This window comes from Paenibacillus sp. VT-400 (genome assembly GCF_001029205.1).
GTDB classification, from domain to species: Bacteria; Bacillota; Bacilli; order Paenibacillales; family Paenibacillaceae; genus Paenibacillus; species Paenibacillus amylolyticus.
In genome coordinates this window covers 1-16,325 of record NZ_LELF01000067.1, presented here as the reverse complement: position 1 = coordinate 16,325, position 16,325 = coordinate 1, and the positions used below count along the sequence as shown (strand labels likewise).

Genomic DNA, 16,325 nt, shown 5'->3' with positions numbered 1-16,325 from the left:
TTCCCACAATTCACCCTTACATATCGCAAATCCATGTTCTCTACGCTGGCATTACCCAGATCAGATGTACGGTCAGCAGCACAAGGCCACTCTCTCAGCCCAACTTCATTGAGCTCCCGGTTCACTTATTTCATTGCTTCTAATGTACATCAGATGGGTATTTGTGGCAATCCCTAGAAAAATCATCATGCTTCATCTGGGGTAACAGGGGAACGTATCTGATGGTTCACTTTCCATAATATGAAACATTTAGGTTATGTAGTCCGTCTTAAACATTAGAAGGGAGATTGATAGTGATGAAAGATTACAATTCTGTTTGGCAGCTTAAAACATGGAAAATGGTCCTTGCCGCTTCGATACTCACCGCAGGCACGGCACCTGCCTTACTCTCATCCACTGTGGCGGAAGCCGCAACAACTAAACCTAAACCGACAACTTATATTAACAATGTTCAAGCTCAATATGATGTTGTCATACGGCAGGGTATTACGTACGTGGCATTGACGGAGCTTCAATTCCTCGGCAACTATACGTTTGGTTACAATAACAAAACAAAAGAGATCAGCATTAGCACAGGCAGCGATAAGTATGTCCTTACACCTAACAGCAAAACAATGAAGAAAAACGGTCAGAATGCGACATTATCCTCAGCGCCGATTCTGGTGAATGGTAAAGCGATGCTTCCGCTCCGTGCCATCGGTGAAGCTTTTGGTGCCAAGGTGCAGTGGAACCAGAAGGCCAAGGAAGCCTACATTTACACTACCGATGCTACGATTGTAAAAGAATATAACAGTTCCGATCTGACTGTGGCGCGTGAAGCCGCACTGCATCTGCCACGCTTCTCTGAACTGGGACAAGCACGTCTGGACATTCGCAATCCTTTGGGTCCGGTGGATTCATCCATTGAATACATCTTTGAGCAAGGTAAAAAAGATCGTTTCTTCGTTGTTGAGGATAACGATCTGATCAGTTATTATATCCTTAAAAATGGAAGTGCACTGTTACAATGGCAGGCTAACATCAGCAAAAATGCCGGAACCATCGGTGACCTGTTCTTTATTAAAAACAAAGCCGTTGCTGAAGCAGGGACTCGTCCTTCCGTAACAGGTCAAACACTCGTATCATTCAAGTACTCTCGCATGCTTGAAGAAACCTCTTACGAGATCATGAACAAATTGGGCTCTATTGATACCGGTTCTGTTGTCCCCGAGAAAGGCAAAGTCATCGTTGAAGTTCCGGGAGAGAAATAGTCTGAGCATCCTCTATAAGACATTGCTCAGCAGAAATATATTATCACATCTGCATTACAAAGAGCGCCCTCAAAGGCATTGTGGCAATGACCTTGGGACGCTCTTTTTGGCGTTATATTTTAACTTCAAATTACAAGCGGAGCTTAAACTTTTACCAACTCCGGCGATTCAATCTCCTGTCTAATATTGCGTGTTCCCAGACTGGCTCGTTTTTCCTGAAGCAAACCCCTTGAACAACGTTGGTACTTTGGAATATCGGGTATTCGTAATTTTGCCTTGTGATGTACTGCTGTCTGTACGCATAATCGAATCTTTCACATTGGAAATGTTGGAGTTATCCAGCGTCATGTTAACTGCGAAGGAAGTTCCACCATTTTGGCGAACCAGTTTGCCAATATCATCTGCACGGAAATTTTTGATGTTAATTGTTCCAGCTGCATTCATCTGGAACACTTTATCATAAGCCTTATACGCTGCCCCACCGGTAATGTTAACCGTTCCGGCAGACTTCAATGTCAGTGCATCCTCGCCCACGTCTTGCCAGACCACATTCGATATATTACAGTTGCCATAACAGTGAACACCATCAGCAGCTGGTGATCCGATATTTACATTTTTGAGCGTAGCCCCTGCCTCCAGACGGAAGACTGGCTTCTGATTTTCTGCTTGAGATCCGTCGCCCAGTGTGGAAGGATTAGCTACAAATGTTTTGCCTTGACCATCATAGGTCGTGCCCTTTGGAACAACAATAGTTGAATTTACAACCGTAGGCGCAGCCGCAGCCGGAACTGCACCAAATATAGAAGCAACCAAACCAGCGGACAGTAACAACGTCAACATTTTTTTCATAACTTTATTCCTCCCTTATTCTCTCGTTTTTTGGTAGTGTACAGCCTGGGCTTGTACTGGAAGTTCGTCAGAGGTGCACCTCTGTCCGACCCACAACCTAATCCTACCAAATAAGGAAGGTAACTAGAATAATCATTAGATCACGTTTGTATTTTCCGGCATAGAGCCTGATGTTTCAGCATGCTTAACGTTATCGATCTACTTGTAATGTACCGATATCAACTTCGGATATGCTCTATTTAAGCCTCCAAAAGATTTAGACACGAAAAAAAGAAACCCTTAGTCTTTTTAAGACAGGGTTTCTACATGATACATTTAAAACTAATCTAAATCCTCTATTTATTCTAGAGGTTCCAATTCATCTTCGTTAATTTCATCCGATGGTTGAAGTAAAGTCAGTGGGTCAACATTGGTAAATTCATTTACTGTTTCATAAGTAACCACGCCCTCTTCAGAAACGATCATTCTGAGAACGACCCAGTATATTTCATTACCACTGGCATCTGCTACAGTATACGTTGCACTTGGAGTAGCTACAGCACCATGGAAAACATCAATTTTTGCACCAGATTTCTTGATTGTGCTTGATCCAGAAAAATGATGAACATAGAATGTATACGTTCCAGGAAGTAAATGACGAATGGTTGTCGTTTCAGGTCCATAAGACGTTACATCATCCAAATCCAAATCAACCATAAGTTCGCCATTATTATAATATTGTTTATCAGAGTAGTACGTATGGAACATTCCCTCATCACCTGCTGGACCTACGAGGTGTGAATCCAGATCCACTGGATCTTTACCCCAAGTTAACACGAAGCGTGTTTCATCTTGTGTAGGTATTTCAATAGCAGTTTGATTCTCACGTTTATTCTCCACATTTACTGCCGAGACACCAATGAGATAAGTTGTAATATATTTTGTATCTCCACCTCCAAGTTCACCTGTGTAGATGCCTGGGGGAAGATTGATATAGTAGTTTCCTTGAGTATTCGTTTTGACAGTACCGACAATTTCACCTGTTTTGTTATCCAAGCCTTTTCTAAACGAAATACTTAAATCTGCAACCGGTGCTCCAGCTACATCCTTGATGTGACCACCGAATCCTGTAAGTTTGATTGCACCACTTTGGCTTCCTGCAAAATGTGTTTTATTAACATCTGACTCCACAGTGATGTACAGTGTAGCTCCATAGCTATCAATAGCATCAAAAGTAAATTCGCCATTGCGGTACTGCAAGTTATTCAATTGTTGTTCTGCCCCATCAAAATAGGCACGAACTATGAAATCATTTGCAGTCAGTTCAGAAACATCCAAACCCTCAGAAAAATTCAACTTTGCACTTCCATTTGTAACTTGAATCCCTTTGAGTGTCGGATAGACTGTTCCTTCGTTATAGACTGCAACGGTTACTGGAACATTGATTTCGAAGTTTCCGTATTTGGCTTTTACCACTGTCGTACCGTTGCTTTTAGCTTGAATCTTTCCTGAGTCAACAGTGGCAATAGCGCTATTCTCAACATCCCATCTTGCAAATGAAGTGATATCTTTCTTCGCTGGGGAAGCGATCCCCGTGAATACGATCTGACGGGTCGAATCAATTGCCGACAACTCTGTTACTTGAGGAGCGTAAACTACACTAGTAACTGTAGGATCTGCCTCAATAGTTGGGAGTTGACTAAGTTGACTGAAATCGATGCCTTCTGCATTGACCAGAGCCGAGGATAACGTTCCAGCTCCAGAAAATTGTACAATTGCATTTAATATAGCGCGATTCACTACAGCACCATGGTTAATTTTAAACACGGTGTTCAATGCATCTTGGAACACTTCGAGATTACCAATGGTGGAGTTACCTCCAAATTCCACTGAAACTTGCTCTGCATGAACCATAACAGAGTCGAAGCTTCCACTGAGCACTACCGAAGAATTATGGGGAATCGACTCTGCTATTTCAATCGGTCCGACATCACCTGTGGAGCCATTCTGTACGATTGCACCAGATCTAATCTCAATCTGCTGAACATCACTTCCACCTTCAAGGACCAAACGAATACTGCCGTCCGCTTTGTCAACAATCACTGTTGCAAGAATCGAGTCCACTGCATGAATACTATTTGGTCCTCCGCCTTGAATCTCAGTAGTTCCCGTGACATTAACATTATCAAGAGTCACGTCACCATTTCCTACGGACTCAAGTATCTTTAGCTTACCATTTATTTTGGTGTTTTTTAGAACGACACCTTGAGAACTGATGGTTACATTTCCAGTTACATTACCAAGAGTATATGTACCTGGAGCAGAGAGATTATTACTAGGGGCTTGTTCCCCGCCTCCACTATTTCCACCATTGTTACTTCCGTTCCCTTTATCTCCGGAGCTGCTACCGCTATTTCCCTTACTGTTACCTTCAGAAGGTTTTGTTGTTTCAGGTTTTACTTCATTTGAATCTTCAGTATCAATCTCTGTCTTGGTAGGAGCCATGTAACTATCATATGTAGACTTATTTATCACAAACTCATATGCAAGTCTAGCTAGCGCCTGTCGATCTGCTATGCCTGATGGATTAAATTTTACTGTTCCATCTTTTTGGACTAATCCTTTGATAAAACCAGATTGATAGGCTAGTGTTACAGAATCTTTCGCCCAGTTGGATACTTGACCCAAATCGGAGAGTTGTGGTTTGGATGTTTGACTCGTTACATCTTGATTGTCCCAACCAAAGGCTCTAACAAAAAATACAGCCAACTCTTCTCTTGTCACTTTTTTATTAGGCGAAAAGCTATCTTTGGAGGTACCTTGAGCAATTCCAGATTTGACAAGTGCACCTACATATCCGGCATACCATTGATCTTCCTTTACATCTCTGAATTGACTTGCTTCGACATTATCAGGCTTTAAATTAAGCGCACCGACCATAATTTTTGCTAATTGAGCTCGTGTTACCGAATCGGAAGGTTTAAATGTCCCATCAGTAAATCCTGTGAGTATTCCTTGTTCTACTAATTTGGTTATTTCCGTTTTGGCATACGAATTATCAATATCAGTAAAAGAAGTTTTAGATGTAGCCACTTCTGCCGATACAGATAAATTGATAGATAACATAGAAACAATCAGCGACGTAGAAAGCATTAACGATAGTTTGTGATTAAACTTTTTCCATTTTGAATTCAAAACTAAAACACACTCCTCAGTAGGCTTCTGGTAGGTAAATCCACTAATATATGAATCTTTAGAACTAATACACCTCCTAATCAATAGGATAATAATACCATGCAAATTCATAAAAACAAGATTAATAAACTATGATTTTACAAAAAAGTTTTTATCCTGAATTGATTTCAATTCTTATTATCTAAATAATTTCGCAATAAAGACAAAACGAACCTACCGAAACAAATATTTTCGGTAGGTTCGTTTTTAAGTAAATTTATATATTCTAGGCTCCAAATCTCTGACGATAACCGCACTTTCGACACAACTCTTCCACAGCTTCGCGTTTGGAGAAGCCATATACCAGATTGTTCGCTCGCTCACCCTCAATAATCTCCGAGAATGACTTCTCGTGCACATTACCCAGGTTAATCACACCCTCGCCATCGAGACAGCATGGAACCACCGTTCCATCTACAAGCACAGCTGCCTGACCGCGAAGTGCATGGCAAAAGCCTTTACCGTCATCTTCAGGTGCATCCAGACTTGGCCACTGGAACTCATGGTCCTGATTCAGGTATACATTCGGGGCAATTTTGACCCCGCTGCCTGGAACTACTTTTTCCTCAATGCGGAAATCCAGATTGAATTCACGTTCCAATACTTCAAGGGTCTCCCGATTTCGATTCATCTGAGCATTTGTGAAGTTATCCTGTGTCAGATTCCACAACCGAAATGAGATGATGACATTGTGCTTAACGGCCTCGTGTACAAAGGACAAAATATGACGCAGGTATCCGTCACGGTCTGTTGAACCTTCATGCCCATCGAAGCTGTGCAGAGAGAAATTCATCTGCCGCAGCGCTGGTTTGCCAAGCAATTTATGCTGAGTCTTGGGTAACAGTGTACCATTCGTTGTAATGTTCACCTTGAGTCCCTTTTCATGTGCGGAATCGAGCAACAGATCTATTTTGGGATGCAACAAGGGTTCGCCTTTGACATGTAGATAAATATGATTGGTGTGTGGTTTAACTTGATCCAGTATATTGTTGAAGACTTCAGGGTCAATGAATCCTTTGGCACGCTGTGTCTGCGGACAGAAGCTGCATGCCAGATTGCAGATACTCGTGATCTCAATATATACTTTTTTGAACGTTTTCAACTCGGGTCCCCATTCTGCTTCGGAGGGAGAACAATCCCGCCTGCATTTGTGATCCGGCCAATATGCGCCACCACTATTATATCGGGTTAGGGAGCCCAGGTAAATTGTTCAGTTGTTCGGGTCTGACTCCACGCTCATCTCAAGAAATCCATCATGCTGCCTCTTTACAGTTCATGTTCAAGTGATATATGCTGAACACACAACTGCATATCTTGAACTTTTGCACTAGGGGAGCCTTGCGGCTGAGACGAATATGACTATTCGGACCCTTTGAACCTGATCTGGATCATACCAGCGGAGGGAAGTGGAGCGGCCTTTTAGTAAGCGGATTTTTTTCATGTATGTGAAGATAAATTGCGGATTTAACTTACAGACCCACTCATTTCTCCGGAAATGGGTGGGTCTTTTTTGTTCCTTTTGCAGAGTATAGGATGCCGTTGTTATTCCAGCAGTCTGACATCAAGGGGGTGAGGATCAGATGAACAACCATGTAACCATTGAGAACGTTAGCTTCGCTTTTCCTGAAAAAAAGGATTCACCCGTGCTCGCCAATGTGTCGCTTCAGGTCCAACAAGGAGAATTTGTCTCGCTCATTGGCTCCAGCGGGTCAGGTAAAAGCACGCTCTTCAAGCTGCTCGCAGGCTTGCATGAGCCAACCGTTGGCACCATCGATATAGCTGATGTACCGCAAGGACAACGGCTCGGACGAATCGCCTATATGCCGCAGAAAGATCTGCTGTTATCCTGGCGTACCGTCATGGAGAACTGCATGCTGCCTGCCGAGCTTGCACCAGGCCGACAGGACTGGGACAAGTTACGGGCAAACATCCTAGCTGGGTTGGCAAGGTTCGGCCTGTCAGGTTATGAGCAGGCCTACCCGGATGAGTTATCCGGCGGCATGCGGCAGCGGGTGGCATTGCTGCGTACCTTGCTTACAGGCGGGCAGCTCATGTTACTGGATGAACCCTTCGGTGCACTCGACGCCTTAACCAAACGAGAAATGCATCGCTGGTTGTTGGAGCTGTGGGAGGACTTTGGACAAACCGTGCTGTTCATTACACATGACATTGAAGAAGCCCTGCTGTTAAGTGACCGTATCATTCTGTTAACTCCAGGGGGGCAAGGTCAGCAGTTGCGGGAGATGACGGTTCCTTTACCACGCCCAAGGCATTCGGACATGATCTACGAACTGGCTCTCGTGCAGATGAGGCAACAACTGGAGGAACAATTGCATGCAAAATGATAGAGCTGAGGTTAGCGTCTGGACGTGGTGTTCGAAGTGGCTCTCGAAATGGTTTTCCCAATATGGTTTGTTTATTATGCTCATGTTCTTATTACTGGCGATCTGGGAAGTGAGTGTGCGTATGGGTTGGGTGCCCTCCTTCATCATTCCTGCACCCAAGGCCATCATAGGCTCACTGGTTGAACATCGTCGTCTGCTGTTGACCATCCATCTGCCTGCTACCTTTATGGAGGTTATTGTTGGTTTTGGCTTGTCCATAGTGACTGGAATTACGCTGGCAACAGGCATGCATATGAATCGGTCGATTGAAAAGGCCCTATATCCCTTCATTGTAATTAGTCAGACCATCCCGCTGATCGCCTTGTCCCCCGTATTTATCTTGTGGTTTGGTTACACGTTGTGGAGCAAAGTCGCGGTGGTATTTTTAATCGCATTCTTCCCCATTGTGGTCAGTACCTACGATGGACTCCGCCAAGGCGATCCGGAGCAGCGTGAACTACTGCTCACCATGGGCGCCAACAAGTGGGATATTTTTTGCAAACTCCAGGTTCCGCTGGCACTTCCCTCTTTTTTCTCGGGGCTAAAGATGTCTGTGGTGTACTGCGTGGTTGGGGCAACGATTGGCGAATGGCTTGGTGGTAGCAAAGGTCTAGGGTACTTCAGCCGTCGTATGTCCAGCAACATGAACACGGATGCGATGTTTGCCGCCATTTTGCTGTTATCCCTGCTTGGGATCGTTTTGTTTGTACTGATTACCTGGCTGGAGAAACGGTTTAGCATACGGCGTCATCGTCATGGAGGCAAAAGAAAGGTTGGATAATACTTAGACAGAAATTAGATGTAAATACAGTAGTTACAATCTTCAAAACAAAACTTATCTTATGCACAATTTCAGCAACATCTTCAATCAGTTCATTGTCACATTGTCGTTAACATGCTGTTGCCCATTTTCTACAAATCAAAACGATGAAATGAGGAACTTCATTTATGAATAACAAAGGTATATACTCCCTGCTTCCCATCATGCTCATTAGCCTTTTCCTGATCATTAGCGGATGCAGCACCATGAATACTAGCAAAAACAAGCCAACAACAGACTCTGCAACTAATGTACAGCAAACAGATCCGTCTGCAACCGAACCAGCATCAGACACCAAAGATAAACTGTCTATCATGCTCGACTGGTACCCGAATGCAGTACACTCCTTCATCTATGTGGCTCAGGAAAAAGGATACTTTGCAGACCAAGGTCTGGATCTCGATATTCAGATGCCTGCGGATACCAATGATTCGCTCAAACTTGTTGCTGCCGGAAAAATTGATCTGGCCCTAAGTTATCAGCCCCAAATCTTGCTCGCGCGTGGCGAGAACATTCCTGTACGTTCCATTGCTGCTGTTGTTCGGCACCCGCTTGTGCATCTGTTGACCGAAGCGAATGGCAACGTAAGTTCACCCAAAGATCTTGAAGAAAAGACTGTTGGTTATTCCTCCATTCCTCTGTACGAAGCGATGGTACGCACGATGATTAGCAAGGATGGCGGCAATCCCGACAACATGAATCTGGTTGACGTTGGGTTCGATCTGATTCCTTCGCTGGCTTCCGGACAGGCGGATGCAATTATGGGTGGTTTCATTAACCATGAACAATTGATTTTGGAGAAAGAAGGATATGCCATGAAATCAATTAACCCCACCGATTATGGCGTGCCTGATTATTATGAATTGGTCCTGACTGCGAGTGAAGCTGGCATTAAAGCGAAAAGAGACCAACTTACCCGGTTCGTCAAAGCGGTCCAGGAAGGACAAAAATATGTGACTGAGCATCCAAAAGAAGCCTTGAATATTCTGCTCGCTCATGAGAATGAAACATCACCGCTTGACCCGGAGATCGAAACCAAAAGCCTGGCTATTTTACTGCCACTCATGAATGAAGAAGGCCAACCGTTTGGTCGGCAGGAAATGGAATCGTGGGAAAATGTACGTGCATGGCTCGTTGAACAGGAGTTGATTCCTGAATCGGTGAAAGCCGAGGATGCTTTTATTACTCTGCAAGGAGAGTAACTGATTTAGATTTTACGTTTCTGCTTTTCCCGCATTAATGATCTGGCTGTTGTTAGACTCTGCGCCCCAACTCAACAAGGAGACTCATATCCTATTATTCTGCTGAGTGACCCTTCATACCGGTCTTCTACCGATGGTGTTACTTCAAAACAAGGAGGAAACTATATGTCTTATTTGGAACGTGTTCGTACGCAAAATCCGCTCGTCCATAACATTACCAACCTTGTCGTGGCTCCCTTCACTGCCAATGGTCTGCTTGCACTCGGTGCGTCCCCTTTTATGGCCTATGCTCATGAAGAGGTCGCTGATGTCGCCAAGATGTCAGGAGCTGTAGTACTCAACATTGGTACTCTCGATAACAAAGTCGTTCAGGCGATCCGTCTGGCTGGCCAATCGGCTAATGCGCATCACGTACCTGTAGTGCTTGATCCCGTTGGCGCAGGCGCAACCGCCTATCGTACAGAAACCGTGCAGATGCTCGTTCGTGAAATTCGTCTTACGGTACTGCGCGGTAATGTGGCGGAAGTCGCCAATGTCATCGGTGAGAGCTGGAGTATTAAAGGTGTGGATGCAGGATCAGGTGAGGGCGACCGAATCGGCATTGCGGAGCGGGCAGCGCATAAACTTGGCTGTGTCGTGGTCATTACCGGAAAAGAAGATATCATTACTGATGGACAATCCACATTTCTCACGAGTAATGGTCATGCCCTGCTCACTCAGGTCACAGGTGCTGGCTGTCTGCTCAGTTCGGTGATTGGTGCTTTTACAGCCATAGCGGAATCAGGAGCCGATCTTCTAGGCAGCGTTGTTGAAGCGCTCGCTTTTTATGGTGTAGCGGCTGAACTGGCAGCAGAGCGTACGGCTCACCTGGGACCCGGCAGCTTCCAGATTGAGTTGTTGAATCAACTGGCACAAGTGACACCTGATCTCTTGGCAGAACGCGCACAGATCCGTCAGACCCGTGGAGGTGCAGTATGAGCATTGCTCAAGCGCTAACCATTGCAGGCTCTGATAACGGGGGCGGTGCAGGCATTCAAGCCGATCTGAAAACATTTCAGGAGCTTGGGGTATACGGTATGACGGTTATTACCGCTATTGCTGCCCAAAATACAACAGGTGTGCAGGGCGTTTTTCCCATCCCTTACGATGGCATTGCCCAGCAATTGGACTCGACCGGCGAAGACTTTCAACCAACCGCAACGAAGACCGGCATGTTATATAGTGCCGAGATTATTCGTCTAGTGGCTGAGAAATGGCAGCAATACCGTTGGTCAAATCTGGTCATCGACCCTGTGATGGTAGCCAAAGGTGGCGCCCCCCTTCTCCAGCAGGAAGCTGTAAAGGCGTTGGTTACGGATCTGTTGCCCCATGCCCTGATCACAACACCCAATATTCCGGAAGCGGAACTGCTTACCGGGATGTCTATCACCAATCTGAGCCAGCGGGAAGAAGCCGCAAGACGGATTGTACAGATGGGCTCAACGTATGCTTTGGTCAAAGGTGGTCATGATGAAGGAAGTGGCATGATCGTGGATGTGCTCTACGATGGGCAGTCTTTTCATTATCTGGAGAATGTTCGTGTGGTAACACGTCATACACACGGAACGGGGTGCACATACTCTGCTGCCATCACCGCAGAGTTAGCCAAAGGTTCACCTGTTCTGGCTGCCGTCACGACCGCGCGAGCATTCATTCAGGCAGCCATTGAAGATGAGCTCGGGATTGGGGCCGGACATGGGCCGACGAATCATTTTGCGTATCAGCGCAGACAGCGGGGTGAGCAGTGATGCGCCCTTGGGATGCAGAAGCGGTACGACGCGCGATGCAGGTGTATTTGGTGATGGGCAGCGTCAATACAACGCAAAACCCTGTGGAAGTGCTGCGCCAGGCCATTGCTGGCGGCATTACGCTGTTCCAGTTTCGTGAAAAGGGAACTGGCGCCCTGGTTGGCGAAGCTCGCATCACGCTTGCGATGCGGCTTCGCGAGGTGTGCAGCCAGCACGGGGTCCCGTTCATCGTGAACGATGATGTGGAGCTGGCTGTAGCAGTGGAGGCCGACGGCGTGCATGTCGGCCAGGAAGATGCGGACGCGGCGCTGGTACGCGCCCGCATTGGAGATGGGCGGATGCTTGGCGTATCCGCCCACTCTGTGGATGAGGCGCGCCGTGCCGTGCAGGCGGGCGCCGACTACCTTGGCGTCGGGCCCATGTACCCGACGCCCTCCAAAGCGGATGCCCACGCTGTGCTGGGCCCCGCAGTGGTGGCGGAACTGCGCGCCGCAGGCATCGCAGTTCCGATTGTGGGTATCGGCGGCATTACGCCCGATACCACGGCCGCCGTGATGGCGGCTGGAGCCGACGGCGTAGCCGTCATCTCCGCCATCGCGGGCGCGGCCGACGTGCGCGCAGCGGCTGCGCAGTTCGCTGCGGCAGTGCGCGGGATGCAGGCGTAGCCCTGCTCTCCCTGCACTGCCAGCCCCGTGGGCTGCACCGAATACATGGTGCAACCCACAACTGCTCACGCTCCTCTCCATAACAGAGGAGCCTCAAAACACCCCCGCGGCGCGGCAGCAACCCATGTCTTCGACATAGAAGCACAGCCGCTCCCCTACAGTGACTGAATGTTATAATAATCCAGTCACATCCTGTCATCAATCCATGATCAAGATGCAGCTTCCATGCTCGCATCTTGTTTTTTCATTTTCAACGGTTGACTCTCACGTAACGTGACACTGTACAATCGGTGTTGTAAGGAGGTTTCACACATGGCCATGAAGGTAAAAGAAGTTGCCGAACTTGCCTCAATCAGTGTGCGCACACTGCATCACTATGATGAGATCGGATTGTTAACACCGGACGAAGTAACTTCTGCCGGATATCGATTATATTCAGATGCCAACCTGGAACGGTTGCAGCAAATATTGTTTTTCAAGGAACTCGACTTCTCTCTGAAGGAGATCAAAAGCATTATAACCAACCCCTCCTTCAATCCGGAAGAAGCACTTAAAATGCATCGACTTATACTACTGGAGAAGCGCCAACGCTTGGACCAGATGATTGCTACCATTGATAGAACGGTTTTACACGTGAGAGGAGAAATTAAAATGACAGCCAAAGAACAATTCGAAGGATTTGATTTTAGCCAGAATCCGTATGAACAAGAAGCGCGGGACCGTTGGGGAGACCATGCCGTCGATCACGCAAATCAGAAGCTGCACAGTAAATCAACCACAGAGCAAGAGGCTCTATCCAATCAAATGAACGAAATCTACAAGCGTCTAGCCGCACTTCGTCACACAGAACCAGCATCTGCCGAGGCACAGGCCGGTATTCAAGAATGGTACACCTGGCTGAATCAGATGGGAAGCTACTCGCCTGAAGCCTTCAGAGGACTTGGTCAGATGTACGTGGACGATGAACGCTTCACACGCAATATTGATCAGTTTGGCGATGGTTTGGCAGTATTTATGAGAGATGCCATGGCTGTATTTGCTGACCAAAACAAATAATATAGCCCTGTCTTCGACCACATACAGTATTATTCAATTCTCATTGTCCTCAGATGTGTACTGTAAACGATAGTCTTGAACTTAGAGCTCTGTCCTCTAGTGATAAAAGTAATCTCTCGTCATCAGCTTTATTCGCAGTAAACGACCCTTCGGATAACTGAACCTACCTTTTGGGGTGAACATATCTTTCTTGTAAATAACCTTATGAACATGCTGGATATTTACTAGGGTTATGTGGTAAGTAATTTAAATCGATCCGAATTGTTGCAAAAGTTATGAGCAATATCCCCCTACCTGGTGTATACACAAAAGGGACGTACACCCTCAGGCGTATCGTCCCTATGTATGTAAGTATCTCAGCCGCAATGTGAACAAGCCTAACTGCTGCTCACTCTGAGTACTTTATAAATATCTTTTAAAGTAGATGCTCTTTACTACGTTTTTCTTCTGCTCCCAGCCCTTCGATATAATCGTTTCACCAGATGCTTAGGATGATGAGCATTAAGTTTCTTCTGTCAAACGTTCTTCATTTTACTGCCAAGCGTCCACTGTCTATCCGATTAAGCTCTTGGTGCGTGATCCGATGAAGATGCATCCGTAGCTAGACTGGTTCTCGCCATCCGGCCAGGAATCTGCCATGCAGACACAATCGCAAGCACGATGAATAACAAATCAATCGGTTGACTGAAGTACTCCTGGAAGGTTTCCACAAACGCACTGATCATCTCGCTATCAAACACAAGTTCCATCACGCCTACATCACCAAACAGTTCGGAAGTAAAATAAACCACCGTCAGATATTTCCCCAACAAAATGCCGACAAGTGCAAACAGTACGGCAATAATCTTATGTACCGTCGCAATTTGTTTATTGGAGAACAACACAACTGCGTAACCTGTGAGCGCTCCAATCAAAATCGCAATTAATCCCACCTCATAATCGGTCATTGCAGCAATAGCTGCCCATACGATGCCTCCCAGAATGGCTGCAATTAAGCCACCAATGATCGGCATACCGATTTTAACTCCTTGTTTCTCTTCCACGTTGTCTTTCCCTCCTGAGTCATGCATATGCTTCTTTTCCAGAATTCACCTTTCCTATGAAACCACAAAATGTCCTATTATTCAACATTTTTCTACTTTTGGTGATCATGTATTTATATAATAGAAAAGATATATAAAACATCCTTTCCCTTATTCACTCGAATATATCATTTTAGTTTTGTCTACATTCATCTCATCATCATTCCCTTGGCACATAAAAAAACATCCCTCCAACAGCATAATAGCCGTAGAAGGGATGTTGTCCATATCTGTATCATAGATATAACCAATGTAACCGAGAAAACTACATTGAAAAGCTCTCTCTATCTTACCTTTGCACTTCCTTGGAAGGCTGAATGACAGCTGCAATCTGTGCCAAAATGGCATCCACCGATGCCGGATCATGCACATCATACTCATCAATGTTCAGACGCAGCACAGGGCAAGCTGTAAACTGATCAATCCACACGGAATAGCGCTCGTGCATGTGTTCCCAGTACGAACGGTCCGTCTGAATCTCCATCTCGCGTCCGCGTTCCGTAATACGGTTTAAAATCGAAGGCAGACTGCCTTCCAGATAGATCAGCACGTCTGGATGTGGGAAATACGGTGTCATTACCATCGCTTCAAATAAACTGCTGTATGTCTCGAAATCTGTAGCAGACATGGTTCCTTGATCTGCATGCATTTGTGCAAAAATGCCCGTATCTTCATAGATAGAACGATCCTGTACGAATCCGCCACCCAGTTCAAAAATCTTTTTCTGTTCCTTGAATCGCTCTGCCAGGAAATAAATCTGCAGATGGAAGCTCCAACGCTCAAAGTCATGATAGAACTTCTCCAAATATGGATTATGATCGACTTGTTCCAGAGAAGTCTTGAAATTCAAACGCTGTGCAAGAGCAGCCGTTAACGTGGATTTACCCACTCCAACCGTACCTGCTACCGTAATTAATGCATTCGTTGGAATGCCATAGTTATTCATATGATATACTCCTTTACGTGATTAACAATTTGCCTGAAGTGTTCAGGATGTTCCACAAAGTCGAGTTGCTCTGCATTGACCTTAATGATTACTGGCGGATTTGAGCTATTTGCCAGATAGTCCATGCCTGTTTTGTAATCAGCAATGAGTTGTTCCATATATGCCGGGTCCATGTCCTGCTCAAATGAGCGTCCACGCTTGTTAATGCGGTACATCAACGTATCGAGTTCAGCTTCAATATAAAGCACCAGATTGGGCTTTGGCAGATCATCTGTTAACAGATGATAGATTTGACGATATTTATCCCGTTTCGTTCCCTTTAAGGTACGATCGGCAAAAATCATATTTTTATAGATATGATAGTCTGAAATGACTGGGGTATTCTGCTCTACATAATGAACGCCCGTGTCTTCCAGTTGTTTAAACCGATTACACAGAAAAAACATTTCCAATTGGAAACTCCACTCGTCGATATCCTGATAAAAGGAAGCCAGAAATGGATTCTCTTCTACGATTTCTTTAACTAACGGAAGATTCAATTCATGGGAAAGCATCGTTGCCAGCGTTGTTTTCCCCGCTCCGATTGGACCTTCCACGGCAATAAACGGGGCTGATTTCATCGTGTTCACTGTTCCTCCTCGTACTTATGCGTGTTTCCGTTTTCTATATAGACCTCACCTATTGTATCACAGCTTTAAGGATTGGAACGCCAGTATTTTATGTATATAACAAGTCAAATCTGAACTAAGGAATACATTAAATGAATTACATTAAAATAAAAAAGACACACTCGATATCATCAAGTGTGTCTTCCTGTTGCTTGGCGGCGTCCTACTCTCCCAGGACCCTGCGGTCCAAGTACCATCGGCGCTAGAGGGCTTAACGGTCGTGTTCGGGATGGGTACGTGTGGAACCCCTCCGCCATCGCCACCAAACGCGTAGCTTACATTTCAGAGATCGTTCTCTGAAAACTAGATTCGAAACGAAACATGCGAATTACAACTTGCTATTGGATAAGCCCTCGACCGATTAGTACTGGTCAGCTCCATGCATTGCTGCACTTCCACCCCC

At 45.6% G+C, this 16,325-nt stretch carries 14 protein-coding genes, 1 rRNA gene and 2 riboswitches; of the genes, 8 read left to right on the top strand and 7 right to left on the bottom strand.

Annotated features, from left to right (window positions below; translation table 11 throughout):
- Window positions 1–20: 20 nt before the first annotated feature.
- A riboswitch (TPP riboswitch) is annotated at window positions 21–131 on the bottom strand.
- Window positions 132–296: 165 nt separating this feature from the next.
- On the top strand, window positions 297–1,250 hold the full coding sequence (locus EL84_RS10830; protein WP_047841703.1) for a copper amine oxidase N-terminal domain-containing protein: 954 nt from the start codon (window positions 297–299) through the stop codon (window positions 1,248–1,250).
- Between the two features lie 180 nt (window positions 1,251–1,430).
- Here EL84_RS10830 and EL84_RS10825 read toward each other — a convergent pair whose 3' ends face one another.
- The 3 genes from EL84_RS10825 to EL84_RS10815 all read right to left on the bottom strand — a co-directional run bounded on the left by EL84_RS10825 (window position 1,431) and on the right by EL84_RS10815 (window position 6,414).
- On the bottom strand, window positions 1,431–2,099 hold the full coding sequence (locus EL84_RS10825) for a pectate lyase (RefSeq protein WP_036606151.1): 669 nt from the start codon (window positions 2,097–2,099) through the stop codon (window positions 1,431–1,433).
- 339 nt (window positions 2,100–2,438) lie between these two features.
- Entirely contained in the window at window positions 2,439–5,273 is a 2,835-nt protein-coding gene (locus EL84_RS10820; RefSeq protein ID WP_047841702.1) for an S-layer homology domain-containing protein, read from the bottom strand.
- 265 nt (window positions 5,274–5,538) lie between these two features.
- Entirely contained in the window at window positions 5,539–6,414 is an 876-nt protein-coding gene (locus EL84_RS10815) for a radical SAM/SPASM domain-containing protein (protein WP_036606150.1), read from the bottom strand.
- A gap of 217 nt (window positions 6,415–6,631) precedes the next feature.
- Window positions 6,632–6,734: riboswitch (TPP riboswitch) on the top strand.
- Between the two features lie 158 nt (window positions 6,735–6,892).
- On the opposite strand from EL84_RS10815, the gene EL84_RS10810 reads away from it, so the two are divergent.
- The 7 genes from EL84_RS10810 (at window position 6,893) to EL84_RS10780 (ending at window position 13,226) form a co-directional block, all read left to right on the top strand.
- Entirely contained in the window at window positions 6,893–7,657 is a 765-nt protein-coding gene (locus tag EL84_RS10810) for an ABC transporter ATP-binding protein (RefSeq protein WP_047841701.1), read from the top strand.
- Window positions 7,647–8,477, top strand: a complete 831-nt coding sequence (locus tag EL84_RS10805) for an ABC transporter permease (protein ID WP_047841700.1) — start codon at window positions 7,647–7,649, stop codon at window positions 8,475–8,477. Before EL84_RS10810 ends, EL84_RS10805 begins: the two co-directional genes overlap by 11 nt.
- 167 nt (window positions 8,478–8,644) lie before the next feature.
- Window positions 8,645–9,718, top strand: a complete 1,074-nt coding sequence (locus EL84_RS10800; RefSeq protein WP_047841699.1) for an ABC transporter substrate-binding protein — start codon at window positions 8,645–8,647, stop codon at window positions 9,716–9,718.
- A gap of 165 nt (window positions 9,719–9,883) precedes the next feature.
- Window positions 9,884–10,696: a hydroxyethylthiazole kinase gene (gene thiM / locus EL84_RS10795; protein WP_047841698.1), complete on the top strand. Its 813-nt coding sequence runs from the start codon at window positions 9,884–9,886 to the stop codon at window positions 10,694–10,696.
- On the top strand, window positions 10,693–11,505 hold the full coding sequence (gene thiD, locus EL84_RS10790) for a bifunctional hydroxymethylpyrimidine kinase/phosphomethylpyrimidine kinase (protein WP_047841697.1): 813 nt from the start codon (window positions 10,693–10,695) through the stop codon (window positions 11,503–11,505). The genes thiM and thiD overlap by 4 nt, the downstream gene beginning before the upstream one ends.
- Window positions 11,505–12,170 (top strand): thiamine phosphate synthase, encoded by a 666-nt coding sequence (gene thiE, locus EL84_RS10785; protein WP_047841696.1) that lies wholly within the window; start codon window positions 11,505–11,507, stop codon window positions 12,168–12,170. Before thiD ends, thiE begins: the two co-directional genes overlap by 1 nt.
- Before the next feature lie 312 nt (window positions 12,171–12,482).
- Entirely contained in the window at window positions 12,483–13,226 is a 744-nt protein-coding gene (locus tag EL84_RS10780) for a MerR family transcriptional regulator (protein WP_047841695.1), read from the top strand.
- Window positions 13,227–13,786: 560 nt separating this feature from the next.
- Here EL84_RS10780 and EL84_RS10775 read toward each other — a convergent pair.
- The 4 genes from EL84_RS10775 to rrf all read right to left on the bottom strand — a co-directional run bounded on the left by EL84_RS10775 (window position 13,787) and on the right by rrf (window position 16,189).
- On the bottom strand, window positions 13,787–14,269 hold the full coding sequence (locus EL84_RS10775; RefSeq protein ID WP_053061447.1) for a hypothetical protein: 483 nt from the start codon (window positions 14,267–14,269) through the stop codon (window positions 13,787–13,789).
- Window positions 14,270–14,597: 328 nt separating this feature from the next.
- Complete coding sequence (locus tag EL84_RS10770; RefSeq protein WP_036672670.1) at window positions 14,598–15,254, bottom strand: deoxynucleoside kinase; 657 nt, start codon at window positions 15,252–15,254, stop codon at window positions 14,598–14,600.
- On the bottom strand, window positions 15,251–15,874 hold the full coding sequence (locus EL84_RS10765) for a deoxynucleoside kinase (RefSeq protein ID WP_047841693.1): 624 nt from the start codon (window positions 15,872–15,874) through the stop codon (window positions 15,251–15,253). Before EL84_RS10765 ends, EL84_RS10770 begins: the two co-directional genes overlap by 4 nt.
- Window positions 15,875–16,072: 198 nt before the next feature.
- A 5S ribosomal RNA gene (gene rrf, locus EL84_RS10760) occupies window positions 16,073–16,189 on the bottom strand.
- Between the last annotated feature and the right edge of the window lie 136 nt (window positions 16,190–16,325).

What these genes read in the sequence shown, in the direction of transcription:
- EL84_RS10800 (WP_047841699.1), top strand. Translation starts at nt 8,645, where the DNA reads ATGAATAACAAAGGTATATACTCCCTGCTTCCCATCATGCTCATTAGC.
- EL84_RS10770 (WP_036672670.1), bottom strand. Translation starts at nt 15,254, where the DNA reads ATGAATAACTATGGCATTCCAACGAATGCATTAATTACGGTAGCAGGT.
- EL84_RS10810 (WP_047841701.1), top strand. Translation starts at nt 6,893, where the DNA reads ATGAACAACCATGTAACCATTGAGAACGTTAGCTTCGCTTTTCCTGAA.
- EL84_RS10830 (WP_047841703.1), top strand. Translation starts at nt 297, where the DNA reads ATGAAAGATTACAATTCTGTTTGGCAGCTTAAAACATGGAAAATGGTC.
- thiM (WP_047841698.1), top strand. Translation starts at nt 9,884, where the DNA reads ATGTCTTATTTGGAACGTGTTCGTACGCAAAATCCGCTCGTCCATAAC.
- EL84_RS10805 (WP_047841700.1), top strand. Translation starts at nt 7,647, where the DNA reads ATGCAAAATGATAGAGCTGAGGTTAGCGTCTGGACGTGGTGTTCGAAG.
- EL84_RS10780 (WP_047841695.1), top strand. Translation starts at nt 12,483, where the DNA reads ATGGCCATGAAGGTAAAAGAAGTTGCCGAACTTGCCTCAATCAGTGTG.
- EL84_RS10825 (WP_036606151.1), bottom strand. Translation starts at nt 2,099, where the DNA reads ATGAAAAAAATGTTGACGTTGTTACTGTCCGCTGGTTTGGTTGCTTCT.
- thiE (WP_047841696.1), top strand. Translation starts at nt 11,505, where the DNA reads ATGCGCCCTTGGGATGCAGAAGCGGTACGACGCGCGATGCAGGTGTAT.
- thiD (WP_047841697.1), top strand. Translation starts at nt 10,693, where the DNA reads ATGAGCATTGCTCAAGCGCTAACCATTGCAGGCTCTGATAACGGGGGC.
- EL84_RS10765 (WP_047841693.1), bottom strand. Translation starts at nt 15,874, where the DNA reads ATGAAATCAGCCCCGTTTATTGCCGTGGAAGGTCCAATCGGAGCGGGG.